This window comes from Rubrivirga halophila (assembly GCF_046845755.1).
Lineage (GTDB): Bacteria > Bacteroidota > Rhodothermia > Rhodothermales > Rubricoccaceae > Rubrivirga.
The window spans coordinates 1851740-1866284 of the sequence record NZ_CP177357.1 but is presented as its reverse complement, the minus strand read 5'-3'; the positions used below and the strand labels follow the sequence as shown (position 1 = coordinate 1866284).

The following is a 14545-nucleotide window of genomic DNA, read 5'->3' as shown; positions in this document are numbered from 1 at the left end:
GAGGTCGCTCAATACGGTCTCGAGATGGCGCAATACGCCGTCGAGGTCGCTCAATCCGCCGTCGAGGTCGTCCGATACGCCGTCGAGGTTGCTCGATACGCCTTCGAGATCGCTCGACATGCCTTTGAAATCGCTCGATGCGGTCTTGAGACCGTTCGATACGCCCCCGAGATCGCCCGATCCGCTTGTGAGGGCGTCCGTGGCGGCTCCTCGCTACCGGTCTGAGAGGAGCAGCGCCAGCAGGCCGAGCGCGGGGAGGAGGAAGAGGGCGGCCCAGACGGTGCGTCGCCGGGTGTGGGGCGACTAGCGGTGGGCGGTCGCGAGGGCGCGGCCGAGGTGGTAGGTGCCCAAGATGGTCCCAACAAACGCCGGGGTGGGTACGAGGGCGCCGGTCAAGGCGAGGCGGGCGGCGTCCTCGGCGGGCGTCGGGGGCTCGTAATCGTCGAGATGGGCGGGCTGGGCGAGGAGGGCGCGCGCGGCGGCCTCGTCGGCGGGTGCCACGCGGACCTTGACGCCGCCGACGGCCACGCTCAGGGTCCAGTCGGCGGTGACGATCTCGGCGTCGCGCAGGACGGCCGCGAGCCCGGCGTCGGCGAGCCGGCCGCGGACGATCTCGGCTTCGAAGACGTGGGTGCAGGTGGCGACGGTGACGGGGCCGGGGGGCATCCTGAGGCTCAGGCCGTCGCGGCGGGGGGGGCGAGGGTCGCCCGGCTGAAGGCGACCGCGCCGGGGAGCAGGCCCGCCGCCAGCACGGAGGTCGCGAGCCACGTCGCCTCGCCCAGCCCGAACGACGCCGTCACGCCGGCCGTCATGAAGCCGGCCGCGAGCCCGCCGGCCACGCTCGCGACGGCGGCGGCGACGAGCAGCGGCACGAGTCGGCCCCTCGTCAGCGACCCCGCGACGGCGAAGAACACGGCCGCGAGCGCGCCCAGAACCGGGACCGCCCACCCCAGCGTCGGCCCATGGGGGGTGCCGCCGTCCCAGATCGTGATCGCCACGGCGAACCCGAGCATGGCGAGGCCGACGGCGGCGAGGAGGGCGACGAGGAAACGGGGCACGGCCGGAGGGGGACGAGGGGAGGCGATGCGACGTCGATGCCACGGGGGCCGTCCAAAGCGGCGGCCGAAGCTACTCGCCCCGGCGCCTACGGACGGTGCGCTACGCGTCCTGGACCGGCAGCTCCGGGGCACGCGCGGACACGTCCGCCAGCCCCGAGTCCCGCTTGCCGGCCTCTTCCGCTCGCGCCTGCCGACGCCGCTCGGCGGCGCCGAGCATCGGGAACGCGACGGCGGCCACGAGCGCGGGGACGTAGAACATCAGGAGCCGCCACGCGGCGGTAACGACGACGAGCCGCTCGGCGGAGACGAACGGGGTGTGGAGTACGAAGAAGGTGGCCTCGGCGGCGCCCGCGGCGCCGGGCGTCGGGACGGCCGAGGACACGGCGTACGTGGCCCACGACAGGACCCAGAACAGGAACGGCCGGAGCGGGCCGCCGAGCAGCACGATCACGACGGTCGCCAGCGAGTACCGCGTGATCCACTGGACGGCCGTCAGCGACAAGGACAGGGCGAACCAGCGCTTCCCGCGCGTGGCGACGAGCCGGAGCACGAGGCGGACGTCGGCGACGAGCGCGCGGAACGGGCGGCGGACCCGGGCGGCCAGTCGCATGCTGCGCCGGCGCCAGACGGCGCCGAACCGGCCCCGCAACGCGAGCCGGGACATCCAGGCCAGCAGAAGACCAACCGCGAGCACGGCGCCGACCGTCGCCCACACCGGGTCGTCGAGGCCGCGCGCGGGCGAGGTGGCGAGGCGCCGGATGGCGGCGGACTCGTCGGCCTGGGAGAGCAGGATGGCGGCGGGGAGCGCGAGCGCGAAGAACGTCAGGTCCTCGACGGCCTCGACCGCCAGCAGGGAGGCGGCCTTGCCCGGGGGGAGCCCGTAGCGCGTCGCGAGCGCCCACCGGATGGTGCCGCCGCCGACGGCGGTCGGGGTGACGGCCGAGCCGAGCACGCCGCCGGCCGCGATCCGCAGGCCCGACCGGAAGCCGACCGGGTGGCCCACGAACCGCGACCAGATCCCGATCCGCAGGCTCTGCGTGGCCCACGGGAGCAGCGCCAGCCCGACCGCTAGGGCGACGGCGAGCGGCGTGACCCGGCCGACGTCGACGAGGTGGTGGGCGTCGGTCGTCAGCAGCGCCACGCCGACGTTGACCAACACCCCGAGGGGAATCAGCCAGGCGGCGGCGCGGAGGAGCCGGCGGGTCGGTGGGAGGGGGGACGCGTCCATGGGCACTTGCGGTCGGGCCGGGCCCGGCGGGTGCTGGGACGCGACTCGGGGCGGTCGAGTTACTCGCCCGGGATGCCCGGCTCCGTCATGTCTCGGACGTTGAGGACCTCGTCGATACGGTCGGCGGGCAGGAGGCCCTTCTCGAGGATCACGTCGCGGACCGAGCGGCCCTCGGCGGCCGACTGCTTGGCGACCTTCGAGGCGGCGTCGTAGCCGATCTCGCCGTTGAGCGCCGTCGCGATCGAGGGGTTGAGCTCCAGCAACTCGCGAGCCCGCTCGCGATTCGCCGTGATGCCCTCGAGGCACCGCTCGCGGAAGGCGTCGAGCGCGCCGGCGAGCGCGCCGATCGACTCGAGCATGGCGTGGGCCATGACGGGCATCATCACGTTGAGCTCGAAGTTGCCGTGCTGCCCGCCGACGGTGATCGTGACCGTGTTGCCCATGACGCGCGCGCAGACCATCATCATGGCCTCCGACATCACCGGGTTGACCTTGCCGGGCATGATCGAGGAGCCGGGCTGGATGGCCGGGAGCTGGATCTCGCTCAAGCCGGACGTCGGGCCTGAGGAGAGGTGCCGGATGTCGTTCGCGATCTTCATCAGCGAGACCGCGAGCGTGTTGAGCGCGCCGGCGGCGGCGACGTAGCCGTCCTTGGCGGCCTGGGCCTCGAAGTGGTTGGAGGCCTCGTGGAAGCTGAGCCCGGTGATCTCGGCGATCTGGGCGATGGCGGCCTTGGGGAACGCCTCGGGCCGGTTGATGCCCGTGCCGGTCGCGGTCCCGCCGAGCGCGAGCTCGGCGAGCTCCTCGCTGGCGTCCTCGACCCGGTCGATCCCCTTGCGGACCTGGGCGGCGTACCCGCCGAACTCCTGGCCGAGGCGGACCGGCGTGGCGTCCATGAGGTGCGTCCGGCCGCTCTTGATGACGTCGTCGAACTCGTCGGCCTTGGCCTCAAGCGCGACGGCGAACCGCTCCAGGGCGGGGAGCAGGTCGTGCTCGAGGGCGACGCGGGCGGCGACGTGCATGGCCGTCGGGATCACGTCGTTCGACGACTGCCCCATGTTGACGTCGTCGTTGGGGTGGACGCCCTTCGAGCCGAGGTCGCCGCCGAGGGTGCGCGTGGCGACGTTCGCGATCACCTCGTTCGCGTTCATGTTGGTCGAGGTGCCCGAGCCGGTCTGGAAGATGTCGAGCACGAACTCGGCGTCCAAGCTCCCGTCGCGGACCTGGAGCGCGGCGGCCTCGATGGCGCCGGCGGGGCCGGCGTCGAGCAGGCCGAGCTCGCGGTTGGCGCGCGCGGCGGCGGCCTTGACGGTGCCGAGCGCCTCGATAAAGCGGCGCGGGAAGCGGAGGTCGGAGATCGGGAAGTTCTCCTTGGCGCGCTGGGTCTGGGCGCCGTAGAGGGCGTCGGCGGGGACGCGGACCTCGCCGAGCGAGTCGGTTTCGATGCGGACGGACATTCGGGGCGGGAAGAATGGGGAGGGGCAGCGGGGCCCGCGGGCGGCGGGGAACGAAGGGTACCGGGCGCGGCGCGGTCGGTTCGGACAGGATCGGCGAACTTCACCGTCCGCGTCTTCCCGGCTCCCCCCGTCTCCGTGCCCGCTCGTCCCCTCGTCTTCGACACGCTCGCGGCCATGCAGGCCGAGGCCGACGCCGCGCGTGCGGCCGGCCGTCGCCTCGCGCTCGTCCCCACGATGGGGGCGCTCCACGCCGGCCACCTCGCGCTCGTCGAGGCCGCCCGCCGGCACGTCGGGGCGGGCGGGCACGTGACGGTCTCCGTCTTCGTCAACCCGACGCAGTTCGCGCCCGGCGAGGACTTCGAGGCGTATCCGCGCACGCTCGACGCCGACCTCGACGCGCTCGCGCCGCACGGCGTCGACGCCGTGTTCGCGCCGACGGCGGCGGCGATGTACCCGTTCGGGCTGCCGCCGTACGTGACCGTCTCGGTCCGCGACCTGGGGGCGCACCTGTGCGGCGCGAGCCGGCCGGGCCACTTCGATGGGGTCACCTCCGTGGTCTCCAAGCTGTTTCTGGCGTGTCGCCCCCACCTCGCCGTGTTCGGCGAGAAGGACGCCCAGCAGCTGGCGATCGTGCGCCGGATGACCGACGAGATGGGGTTCGGGATCGGGGTCGTCGGCCACCCGATCGTGCGCGAGCCGGACGGGCTGGCGCTGTCGTCGCGCAACCGGTATCTCTCGGCCGAGGAGCGGGCGCAAGCGCTCGTGCTGTCGCGGGCCCTACGCGCGGCCGAGGCGGCCGTCGCCCTGGGCGAGCGGGACGCGCGCGTGGTGCAGGCGACGATGGAGGCCCAGGTGGCGACGGCGCCGCTGGCGCGGCTCGACTACGCCGAGGTCGTCGACGCCGACACGCTGCAGCCGGTCGACGTGCTGGCGGACGACGGGCCCTCGTCGGGCCGGTACCTTGTGGCGGTCGCCGCGTTCGTCGGCGCCACGCGACTCATCGACAACACCACGCTCCACGTGTGAGGGGTGCGGGATGCGGTACGGAGGCATGGGCAGAGGCCCGCATCCCTCCATGGCCGATCCCTCCTCCCTCTCGCCGCTGCCATGACGATCACGCTGTTCAAGGGGAAGCTCCACCGCCTCACCGTCACCGAGGCGGCCCTGCACTACGAGGGCTCGATCACGCTCGACCGCGAGCTGATGGAGCTGGCGGGCCTGCTGCCGTACGAGCGGGTCCAGGTCGTCAACGTCAACAACGGGGCGCGGCTGGAGACGTACACGATCCCCGACAAGGCCGGGAGCCGGACGGTCTGCCTCAACGGCCCCGCCGCCCGGCTGTGCGCCCCGGGCGACCTGGTCGTGGTGATGGCGTACGCCGACATGACGCCCCAGGAGGCCGAGACGCACCAGCCGCGCGTGGTGCTGGTGGACGCGGAGAACAACCCGACTGAGATCTTTGACCTCGACGGCGCGGACGTGACGGACCCGACGATGCCGGCGGTCACGAACGCCGTCGAGGCGTCGGACATCTGGGCGCCCAAGCTGGGCCGGACCGTCTCGTCGCGCAGCCGCAGCGGCCGCCGCTCGCGGTGATTCAGCGCGACTTCCTGATGCGCCAGCTGGCGCAGATGGTGCAGGTGCTGGCGGCCGTCATGGGCCGACGCCGGGAGGGCGACATCGAGGGGGCCCAGCAGGCGCTGGGGGAGGGGCTGGCCGAGGCGACGGGCCTCGACCTCGCCGCGTACCGGGCGATGAGCCGGGCCGAGATCGAGGCGCTCGCCTCGGAGGACGGGTGGGCGAGCGCCGAGAAGGCCGTGGGGCTGGCGGACCTCTTGCGCGAGGACCGCGATCCGGCGGGCCGGCTCCGGGCGCGCTGGCTCTACGAGCAGGCCGTCCGTGTCGGCGGCCCCGTCCCGTTCGACGTTGGGGACCGGATCGCGGCGCTGCCCCGAGACGACGGGTCGGCCTGACACGCCGCCGCCCCGCGCTCGGACGAGCACGGGGCGGCACGCAAAGCCGGGCGCGCGTTACGCGTCGATCACATCCGCGCCGTTCTGCACGATCTCGCTCTCGGCGAAAAAGTAGCGGCCCTCCTTGACGCCGTTCTCGGCGGAGTCGGAGCCGTGGGCGGCGTTCTCGCCCATCGAGGTCGCGAACTGCTGGCGGATGGTGCCCTCGGCGGCCTCGGCCGGGTTCGTCGCGCCGATGACCTCGCGCCACTTCGCCACGGCGTCGTCGCGCTCGAGGACGAGCGGGATGCAGGGGCCCGACGACATGAACTCGGTGAGCTCGCCGAAGAACGGGCGCTCGGCGTGGACGGCGTAGAAGCCCTTGGCCTGCGCCAGCGTCAGCGTGGTCAGCTTCATCGCGCGGACGGTGAAGCCCTCGGCGAGGATGCGGTCGAGGATCTTGCCGGCGTGGCCGCCCGCGACGGCGTCGGGCTTGATGATGGCGAGCGTGCGCTCCATGTCGGTCGGGGGTTGAGTGTTCGGAAAGCAACCGCCGGATGAGGCCGAGGACCGCGAAACGCGGGGGAAGAGGGGGGACGGGGGACGGAGGCCGGCCGCTATTGCGTGGAAACAGACAGGTGGCGCGAGCCCGCGGGGAGCCGACGGCGTTTTCTTGCGCTCCGCCTCCCGACCCCCGCCGCGCCATCCTCGCCCGCCTGCACTATCTCTGGACGCTGACGTGGTGCGCCGTCGTGTCGCTGGCACTGATCGGGCCCGGGCTGCTCTACCACGGGCGGCGGCCGACGACGCGTCGCTTTTCGAGTTGGATGCGCGCTTGGTCGGCGCTCGTGCTGGGGGGGATCGGGGTCCGCGTCGACCGGAGCGGGGCGGCGCCCGACGGGCCGGCGATGCTCGTTGCCAACCACCAGGCCATGCTCGACATCCCCGCGCTGTTTCTCGGCGTCGGCCGGCCGTTCGTGTTCGTGGCCCGGTCCGAGCTCCGCCGGCTCCCGCTCGTGGGGCGCGTGCTGGCGGCCTCCCGGTGTGTGTTTCTAGACCTCCGGGACCCGGCCCCCGGGCTCGCCGAGATCGGGAGCCGGCTGGCGGAGGGGGACGCCGTGCTCATGTTTCCCGAGGGGAGCCGGAGCTACGGGACGGCGCCCCGGGCCTTCCGGTCGGGGGCGTTCCGGCTGGCGCAGGCCGCCGGCGTCCCGGTCGTGCCCGTCGCGATCGACGGGGCGTACCGGGTGCTCAACGAGCGCCGCAAGCGGGGCCGTCCAGGACGGGTCTCGGTGACGGTGCTGCCTGCGCTGGCGTCGGCCGCTGGAGAGAGCGCCCGTACGCTGGCGGAGCGGGCCCGGGAGCGGATCGAGCAGTCGGTCGGGGCCGAGGCCGCGCCTGCCGTCCCGGCCTAGCTTCCGGCCCCCCCGATCGCCCGCCGTGTCTGTCGTCGCCTCTCGCCTGTGGTTTGCCTGGACCATGACCTGGACCGGCCTGTTCTCCGTCCTGATGATCCTGCCCGGCTGGGGGCACTACCTGCTGAACCCGACCACGCGGCGGTACTGGCGCTGGATGCGGGCGTGGTCGTGGCTCGGGCTGGGCGTGGGCGGCATCCGGGTCCGGAGCACGGGCACCCCGCCGGAGGGCCCCGTCGTCTACGTCGCCAACCACCAGTCGATGGGCGACATCCCGGCGTTGCTGCTCGGGATTCCCCGGCCGTTCCTGTTTGTGGCCCGCGCCAGCCTCAAAGGACGACCGCTGGTGTCGACCGTCCTGACGCAGTCGAAGTGCGTCTACCTCGACCTCAAGGCGCCGGAGGGCGGGCTCGCGGAGGCCGCCGCGCGCGTCGCCGAGGGCGAGTCGGTGCTGTTCTACCCCGAGGGCACGCGGAGCTTCGACGGGGTCCCCGGCCGGTTTCTGACCGGCGCGTTCCGGCTCGCCATCGAGGCCGGCGTGCCGATCGTGCCGGTCGCCGTTCAGGGGTCGCACGAGGTCCTGCACGAGAGCGCGTTCCAGGCCCGGCCCGGCGTGATCTCGGTCCGGATCCTGGACCCGCTCCCCGCCGACGCCCCGCCGCGCGTGCTCGCCGACGCCGCGCGGGAGGCCATCACCGACTCGCTCCTCGCCACCGCCCCGACCCCCCGCTAGTGCGCATCGCCCTCGTCCAGCAGCCCGCCACGCCCGACCTCGCCGACAACCTCGCGCGCGGGCTCGCCGCCTTCGACCGCGCCGCCGACGCGGGCGCCGACCTCGTCGCCTACGCCGAGCTCGCGTTCACGCCGTTCTACCCCCAGCGCCACGCGACGCCCGAGTCCCGGACGCTCGCGGAGCCCATCCCCGGCCCGACCGTCGAGGCGTTCCAAGAACGATGCGTCCAGCACGGCGTCGTGGCCGTGCTCAACCTGTTCGAGCGGGAGGGCGACCGGACGTTCGACACCTCCCCGGTGATCGACGCCGACGGCACGCTCCTGGGACGGACGCGGATGCTCCACATCACCGACTACGAGGCGTTCCACGAGCAGGGCTACTACGCGCCCGGCGACCGGGGCATGCCGGTCTACGACACCGCCGCGGGCAAGATTGGCGTGGCGATCTGCTACGACCGCCACTACCCCGAGGTGATGCGGGCGCTGGCGGTGGCCGGGGCCGAGGTGGTCGTCGTGCCGCAAGCGGGCGCCGTCGGGGAGTGGCCGGAGGGGCTGTACCAGGCCGAGATGCAGGTGGCCGCCTTCCAGAACGGCTACTTCACCGCGCTCGCGAACCGCGTCGGGCCCGAGGAACGGCTGACGTTCGCCGGCGAGAGCTTCGTCTGCGCGCCGGACGGCCGGGTGCTCGCGGCGGCCGGCGAGGGCACGGAGGAGATCCTGATCGCCGACCTCGACCTCGAGCTGGTGGCCCGGTCGCACGCCCGCCGCCTGTTTTTGCGCGACCGCCGGCCCGAGCTGTACGCCGACTGGATCTGAGCGTGGCGCGGCCTCATGCGGCGCGCCCCCGTGCTCAGCGGGTGGGGACGCCGGCGCGCTTCTCGCGGAGCGCCTCGGCGACCCACGACAGCTCTTCTTCGAACCGCCCGAACCGCCTGGCGAGCGCCTCGGCCTGGTCGGCCGTCGGCGCCCCGTCCTCCTCGAAGGCCTCGTGGACTCGGGGGTACGCGAGCGCTGTCGGCAGCGTCAGCATCCCGAGCTCCGCCAGCATGTCGCGCAGGTGGACGCCCGCGCGGACGCCGCCGAAGCTGCCCCGCGAGTACGTCACGATGCCCGCCGGGCGCCGGTGGTAGAGGTCCAGAAAGTGGTCGAGCAAGTTGACGAGCGCGGGCGGCGGGAGGTGGTTGTACTCGCCCGACACGATCACATGCGCGTCGGCGCTGCGGAACAGGGTCGCCAGCCGCTCCAGCGTCTCCGGGGCCTCACCCTCCGGGTACTCCTTGTACATCTTGTCGAGGAGCGGGAGTTCATGCTCGGCCGGGTCGACGAGCGTCGGGGCGTGGCCGGCATCCGCCAGCCGGTCCCTGACGTAGCGGGCCGCCCGGATGCCGACGCGGCCGGTGCGGACGGAGCCGTAGATCACGGGAATCGACAAGGCCATGCGGTCGGCGGGGAGGGGATGGGCCTACGCGAGCCGGGCGCCGGGGATCTGGAGTAGACTCGGCGCACGCCCTCCAATCCTACCGCCGATGGCCGACCCCGTCCGACTCGCCATGTGGAACGGCCCGCGCTGCCGGTCGACGGCGCTCCTGCGGGCGTGGCAGAGCCGCGCCGACACGGTCGGGGTCGACGAGCCTCTTTACGGCGTCTACCTCGCCCACACCGACGTCGACCACCCCGCGCGGGCGTCGGTGCTGGCGGAGTACGCGACGGACTGGCGGGACGTTGTGGCGGAGCTGACGGGACCCGCGCCCGGGGGCGCGCCGATCTGGTACCAGAAGCACATGGCGCACCACCTGCTGCCCCACGTCGGCCGCGACTGGCTCGACGACGGGTTCCGCCACGCGTTCCTGATCCGCGACCCCGCCGCGCTCGTGGTGTCGCTGGCGAAGGTGATCCCCGAGCCGGGCCTGCTCGATACCGGGCTACCCCAGCAGGTCGAGCTGTTCGAGCGGTTCTCGGCGAGTGGTCCGACCCCGCCCGTCGTCGACGCGGACGACCTGCTGCGCGCGCCCGGACTCGTGCTCGCGGCGTTGAGTGATCGCCTGGGCGTGGCGTTCGACCCGGCCATGCTGGCGTGGGCGCCCGGCCGGCGCGACACCGACAAGACGTGGACCGAGCACTGGTACGCCAGCGTGTGGCGCTCGACGGGCTTCGGCCGCCACGAGCTGCGCGAGGTCGTGGTGCCGGATGCGCTTCGGCCGCTGGTCGAGGAGGCCGACGAGCTGTATGCGCGGCTGCGGCCGCATTCCCTGCGGGTGGACCGGGGACCGGGGACCGAGGACCGAAGCGGAGATGGTCCCTATCGCGAAGTATCCTGAGGGATGGCGTTCAAGTTCGAAAAGTTGGAGGTCTGGAATGAGGCCCTGGACTACAGCGACCGGGTCGAGTCGATCGCGAGGTCTCTCCCCTCACTTGAGAGGTTCAATCTCGCGGACCAACTCCGGCGGGCGGCCACGAGCATCGCGCTCAACATCGCGGAGGGGTCGACCGGTCAATCCGACGCGGAGCAAAGCCGATTTCTGAGCTACGCGATCCGGTCGCTCATCGAGACGGTGGCCTGCCTCCACCTGATTCGGCGTCGAGGCTACCTCGAGGATCTTGAGACACTGCGAGAGGCCTACGCCCATGCCGAGCGCCTCCTCCGCCAGCTCACCGCGTTCCGTCGTTCCCTGGGGGGGCGTTTCAGAGATCCATCCGTCCCCTACGATTCCGGCCCTCCAGAGTGAACCTGTCTCCGGTCCCCGGTCCTCGGTCCCTCGTCCAATCTCCCATGCTCCAAACCGCCGACCCCCGCAACGCCGACCTCATCGTCAACGTCGGCGGCGTCCTCGCGCACCGCGACCAAGCGGGCGTCTCGCCGTTCGACTCGCTCGTGCAGGGTGGCGACGGCGTCTGGGAGGGCCTGCGCCTCTACGACGGCCGCATCTTCCGGCTCGACGAGCACCTCGACCGGCTCATGGACTCGGCCAAAGCCATCGCCATCGAGGGCGTGCCGAGCAAGGAGGCCATCGTCGAGGAGATCCGCAAGACGCTGGAGGCGAACGGCATGCGCGACGGCGTCCACATCCGGCTGACGTTGTCGCGCGGCACCAAGATCACGTCCGGCATGGACCCCCGGCTCAACCAGTCGGGCCCGACGCTGATCGTGCTGGCGGAGTGGAAGGCGCCGGTCTACGGCAAGACCGGGCTTCGGCTCCAGACCTCGTCCGTGCGCCGTTTCCCGCCGGACTGCCTCGACCCCAAGATCCACTCCAACAACCTGCTCCAGTCGATCCTGGCCAAGATCGAGGCGACCGCGGCCGGCGCCGACGCGGCGCTCCTGCTCGACCGCGACGGGTTCATCGCCGAGTGCAACGGCACGCACGTCTTCCTCGTCCGGCGCGGCGAGGTGCTGACCTCGCACGCCGACGCCTGCCCCGAGGGCATCACGCGGCAGACCGTCCTCGACCTGTGCGCGGCGAACGGCATCCCGCACCGCGTCGGGCGCTTCACGCTCTCCGAGGCGTACCGCGCCGACGAGATGTTCTGCACCGGGACGATGGGCGAGTTGGCGGCCGTCACGCGGCTCGACGGCCGGACGATCGGCGGCGGTGCGGTCGGCCCGATGACGACGCGGCTGACCGAGCTGTTCACCGCCGAGGTGGCCCACTCGGGCGTCCGTGTCGTCGACTAAGATCCGCCGGGCGACTCGCCTGACATCTCCTCCTCGACCAGGATGTGAGGGTCGTGGCCATCCGCCTCGTCGGGCGGCTCCCAGCTGTCGGGGTCGGTCACGACGTCGATGAGCGCCTTGAGCAGGCCGATGGTGAGCGGGCCGAGCACGATGCCGGGGATCCCGAACGTGTAGACCCCCGCGATCAGGCCGACGAACATCCAGTAGAAGTTGAGCACCTGGGACCGGTCGGCCGCCAGCTTGGGCCGGACGTAGAGCGACAGGATCGGCGTGCTGACCACGAACGCGACGACGACGAGCGCGAGCGCCTTCAGGGGCGCGTCCTGAAACACCAGCACGTAGCCGGCCGCCGGGAGGTAGACCGTCCACGAGCCGACGACGGGGAAAAAGCCGATCAGGAACGCGATGAGCGCGAGCGTGAACGGGAGCGGCACGCCGAAGACGAGCATCAGCGCCAGGATCCAGACGCCCTTGATCGACTGCGTGACGACGGTCGCGTAGATCGACCCGTAGAGCACGCCGCGCGCGTTGCTCTCGAGTCGCTCCGTCAGCCCGGCGTAGCGCGCGGGCACCTTGGCGCGGAGCCAGCCCACGATCTCGTCGGCGTCGGTGAGGACGTAGACGGCGGTAAAGAGGAAGACGGCCGCGGCGACGCCGAAGTCGCCGATCGCGCCCTGCACGCCAGCCGGCAGGCTGGTGGCCCGGTCCGCGAGCGACTCCAACAGCGCCTGCGTCGAGGCCTGGATGTCGCCACTCGCAAACGGGAGGCGGGCGACGGCGTCCTGGATCTGGCCCGCGACCGACGCCGCGTTCGCCTGCAGGTACTCGGCGGCCCCGCGCACCTCGAGGTAGCCGTACGCCAGCACCGCGACGGCGGGGACGAACAGCAGGACCTGGGTCAGCACGGCCGCCAGCGTCGGTCGCCCGGTGCGCTCGGCCAGCCACGCGTACACCGGCCGCAGGTAGATGGCGACGACCGCGCCGAGCAGCGCCGCGAGCAGCACCTGGGCGACCATCACCCAGAACAGCACGAGCACCGCGACGACCAGCGCGCCGGTGATCAGCGCGCGGCGCGCCGACCGGAGCGTGAGGTCGGAGAGGGGCGTGGTGGCGGGCATGGGCGTGGGCGCGAGGCCCAGACCTACGCGGCGCCCCGCGCGGGGTGCCACGCGAGCCATGGGGCGCGGCCTGAGAGCGGGGCCCGTAGACTCCGGCCCCCGTCCCCGTGCCCGCCGATGCGCCCGCTCGCCCTCGCCCTGTTGACGTCGTCGACCCTGCTCGGGTTCGCGCTCGCCGCCCCCGCCCGGGCGCAGCCCGGCGCCACCGTCGCCGACGACGCGCTGGCGGCGCTCGTCGACGACTGGTGGGGTTGGCGGCTGGCCGACGACCCCCTGTTCGCCAGCTACGTCGGCGAGCGGGCCTACGACGACCAGTTGCCGGATGTGTCGCCCCCCGCCGTGGCCGCGCGGGCGCAAGCGGCGGACGCGTACCTCCGGCGGCTCGACGCCATCGATACGGACGCGCTGGAGGGAGAAGACCGCATCACGGCGCGTATCCTGCGGACCCTGCTGGCGGACGTCCGCGACGCCGCGCGCTTCCGGGCCGAGCGCACGCCGATCACCGCCAGCGACGGCTTCCACGTGGCCTTTACCCGGCTCCCCAGCCAGCAGCCGGCCGGGACGGTGGCCGAGGTCGAGGCGTATCTCGCCCGGCTCCGAGCCTGGCCTGGCTACGTCGAGGCCCAGATCGCGAATCTGCGCGCCGGCCTGGCGTCGGGCCACACCGTCCCGGCCGTCGCGATCGCGGGCCTGCCGGCGACCGCCCGGGCGCACGTCGTGGCCGATCTAGAAGACAGCGTGTTCTGGGCGCCGTTCGCCGCGCTGCCCGCCACGATCCCCCCCGCCGAGCGCGAGCGGCTGGCGGATGCGGGGCGCGGGGCGATCGCGCAAGCTGTCGTGCCCGGGTACCGGACGCTCGCGGCGTTCCTCGAGGATGAGTACCTGCCGGGCGCGCGCGCGACGATCGGGCTGAGCGACACGCCGGACGGCGCCGCGGCCTATGCGTGGCGCGTCCGCCAGTTCACGACGCTCGACACGACGCCCCAAGCGGTCCACGCCGTCGGGCTGGCAGAAGTGGAGCGGATCCGTGCCGAGATGGACGCGGTGATCGCCGAGGTCGGGTTCACCGGCTCGTTCGAGGAGTTCCTCACGTTCCTGCGCACCGACCCGCAGTTCGTCGCCGAGTCCCCGGAGGCGCTCTTGCGCGAGGGGGCCTGGATCGCGACGCAGATGAACGCCCGGCTGCCCCAGCTCTTCAGCCGGTTGCCGCGCCTGCCGTACACCGTCGCCCCCGTCCCCGACTTTCTGGCGCCGACGTTCACGGCCGGGTTCTACGTCGAGCCGCCCGCGGGCGGGCTCGTGCCCGGCGTGTACTGGATCAACACCTACGACCTGCCGAGCCGGCCGACGTGGGCGCTGGAGGCGCTGACCTTCCACGAGTCCGTGCCGGGCCACCACCTCCAGATCGCGCTCGCACAGGAGCTCGACCACCTGCCTGCCTTCCGCCGCGCACTCGTGCTGACGGCGTACGAGGAGGGCTGGGGCCTGTACGCCGAGTCGCTCGGGACCGAGGCCGGGTTCTACACCGACCCGTACCGCCGCTTCGGGCGGCTCACGTACGAGATGTGGCGCGCGTGCCGGCTCGTCGTCGACACCGGGATGCACGCCTTCGGGTGGAGCCGCCAGCGGGCCGTCAGCTATCTCGCCGCGAACACGGCGCTGTCGGAATTGGAGGTGCGCACCGAGGTCGACCGCTATATCGCGTGGCCGGGGCAGGCGCTCGGGTACAAGATGGGCGAGCTCACCATCCGCCGCCTGCGGACGGAGGCGGAGACGGCGCTCGGCGACCGCTTCGACGTGCGCGCCTTCCACGACGAGGTTTTGGGCCACGGCGAGCTGCCGATGGGCGTCTTGGAATCCGTCGTCCGCGACTGGATCCGTACGACCGCCGCCGGCTAGCGCGTCCGCCCTA

Annotated in this window: 17 protein-coding genes; 10 read left to right on the top strand and 7 right to left on the bottom strand. The window is 72.8% G+C overall.

Features of this window, described 5'->3' with window-relative positions:
* Nucleotides 1-303: 303 nt before the first annotated feature.
* From ACLIRP_RS08225 to ACLIRP_RS08210, 4 genes are all read right to left on the bottom strand, one after another.
* Nucleotides 304-666 (bottom strand): hypothetical protein, encoded by a 363-nt coding sequence (locus ACLIRP_RS08225; protein ID WP_412063482.1) that lies wholly within the window; start codon nucleotides 664-666, stop codon nucleotides 304-306.
* An 8-nt stretch (nucleotides 667-674) separates the two neighbouring features.
* Nucleotides 675-1058: a hypothetical protein gene (locus ACLIRP_RS08220; RefSeq protein ID WP_412063481.1), complete on the bottom strand. Its 384-nt coding sequence runs from the start codon at nucleotides 1056-1058 to the stop codon at nucleotides 675-677.
* Nucleotides 1059-1158: 100 nt separating this feature from the next.
* On the bottom strand, nucleotides 1159-2286 hold the full coding sequence (locus ACLIRP_RS08215; protein ID WP_412063480.1) for a lysylphosphatidylglycerol synthase transmembrane domain-containing protein: 1128 nt from the start codon (nucleotides 2284-2286) through the stop codon (nucleotides 1159-1161).
* A 59-nt stretch (nucleotides 2287-2345) separates the two neighbouring features.
* Nucleotides 2346-3743, bottom strand: coding sequence for a class II fumarate hydratase (locus ACLIRP_RS08210; RefSeq protein ID WP_412063479.1), 1398 nt, complete (start codon nucleotides 3741-3743; stop codon nucleotides 2346-2348).
* A 135-nt stretch (nucleotides 3744-3878) separates the two neighbouring features.
* On the opposite strand from ACLIRP_RS08210, the gene panC reads away from it, so the two are divergent.
* The 3 genes from panC (at nucleotide 3879) to ACLIRP_RS08195 (ending at nucleotide 5716) form a co-directional block, all read left to right on the top strand.
* Entirely contained in the window at nucleotides 3879-4769 is an 891-nt protein-coding gene (gene panC, locus ACLIRP_RS08205) for a pantoate--beta-alanine ligase (protein ID WP_412063478.1), read from the top strand.
* A gap of 81 nt (nucleotides 4770-4850) precedes the next feature.
* Complete coding sequence (gene panD / locus ACLIRP_RS08200; protein WP_412063477.1) at nucleotides 4851-5339, top strand: aspartate 1-decarboxylase; 489 nt, start codon at nucleotides 4851-4853, stop codon at nucleotides 5337-5339.
* Nucleotides 5336-5716: a hypothetical protein gene (locus ACLIRP_RS08195; protein ID WP_412063476.1), complete on the top strand. Its 381-nt coding sequence runs from the start codon at nucleotides 5336-5338 to the stop codon at nucleotides 5714-5716. The genes panD and ACLIRP_RS08195 overlap by 4 nt, the downstream gene beginning before the upstream one ends.
* Before the next feature lie 57 nt (nucleotides 5717-5773).
* On the opposite strand, the gene ndk is transcribed toward ACLIRP_RS08195, so the two are convergent.
* Nucleotides 5774-6214, bottom strand: coding sequence for a nucleoside-diphosphate kinase (gene ndk / locus ACLIRP_RS08190; RefSeq protein WP_412063475.1), 441 nt, complete (start codon nucleotides 6212-6214; stop codon nucleotides 5774-5776).
* A 233-nt stretch (nucleotides 6215-6447) separates the two neighbouring features.
* Here ndk and ACLIRP_RS08185 point away from each other — a divergent pair, with 233 nt between their 5' ends.
* The 3 genes from ACLIRP_RS08185 to ACLIRP_RS08175 are packed head-to-tail and all read left to right on the top strand — an operon-like array spanning nucleotide 6448 to nucleotide 8658.
* Nucleotides 6448-7110, top strand: coding sequence for a lysophospholipid acyltransferase family protein (locus ACLIRP_RS08185; RefSeq protein ID WP_412063474.1), 663 nt, complete (start codon nucleotides 6448-6450; stop codon nucleotides 7108-7110).
* A 25-nt stretch (nucleotides 7111-7135) separates the two neighbouring features.
* A complete protein-coding gene (locus ACLIRP_RS08180) occupies nucleotides 7136-7843 on the top strand; it encodes a lysophospholipid acyltransferase family protein (RefSeq protein WP_412063473.1) in 708 nt (235 codons plus the stop codon).
* On the top strand, nucleotides 7843-8658 hold the full coding sequence (locus tag ACLIRP_RS08175; RefSeq protein ID WP_412063472.1) for a carbon-nitrogen hydrolase family protein: 816 nt from the start codon (nucleotides 7843-7845) through the stop codon (nucleotides 8656-8658). Before ACLIRP_RS08180 ends, ACLIRP_RS08175 begins: the two co-directional genes overlap by 1 nt.
* A 34-nt stretch (nucleotides 8659-8692) precedes the next feature.
* Here ACLIRP_RS08175 and ACLIRP_RS08170 read toward each other — a convergent pair whose 3' ends face one another.
* Nucleotides 8693-9280, bottom strand: a complete 588-nt coding sequence (locus ACLIRP_RS08170; protein WP_412063471.1) for an NADPH-dependent FMN reductase — start codon at nucleotides 9278-9280, stop codon at nucleotides 8693-8695.
* A gap of 88 nt (nucleotides 9281-9368) precedes the next feature.
* Here ACLIRP_RS08170 and ACLIRP_RS08165 point away from each other — a divergent pair, with 88 nt between their 5' ends.
* Genes ACLIRP_RS08165 through ACLIRP_RS08155 form a run of 3 tightly spaced genes read left to right on the top strand, consistent with a single transcriptional unit; the run spans nucleotide 9369 to nucleotide 11515 of the window.
* Nucleotides 9369-10160: an HAD family hydrolase gene (locus ACLIRP_RS08165; protein ID WP_412063470.1), complete on the top strand. Its 792-nt coding sequence runs from the start codon at nucleotides 9369-9371 to the stop codon at nucleotides 10158-10160.
* A gap of 3 nt (nucleotides 10161-10163) precedes the next feature.
* Entirely contained in the window at nucleotides 10164-10568 is a 405-nt protein-coding gene (locus tag ACLIRP_RS08160; RefSeq protein WP_412063469.1) for a four helix bundle protein, read from the top strand.
* Nucleotides 10569-10612: 44 nt separating this feature from the next.
* The gene (locus ACLIRP_RS08155; protein ID WP_412063468.1) at nucleotides 10613-11515 is read left to right on the top strand and encodes an aminotransferase class IV; all 903 of its coding nucleotides are present in this window, start codon (nucleotides 10613-10615) and stop codon (nucleotides 11513-11515) included.
* On the opposite strand, the gene ACLIRP_RS08150 is transcribed toward ACLIRP_RS08155, so the two are convergent.
* Nucleotides 11512-12633 carry an AI-2E family transporter gene (locus ACLIRP_RS08150; RefSeq protein WP_412063467.1) on the bottom strand — a complete coding sequence of 374 codons (1122 nt, stop codon included), beginning with the start codon at nucleotides 12631-12633 and terminating at the stop codon, nucleotides 11512-11514. The two genes, ACLIRP_RS08155 and ACLIRP_RS08150, sit on opposite strands and share 4 nt — an antisense overlap.
* 117 nt (nucleotides 12634-12750) lie before the next feature.
* On the opposite strand from ACLIRP_RS08150, the gene ACLIRP_RS08145 reads away from it, so the two are divergent.
* Nucleotides 12751-14532 (top strand): DUF885 domain-containing protein, encoded by a 1782-nt coding sequence (locus ACLIRP_RS08145; protein WP_412063466.1) that lies wholly within the window; start codon nucleotides 12751-12753, stop codon nucleotides 14530-14532.
* Nucleotides 14533-14545 lie beyond the last annotated feature (13 nt).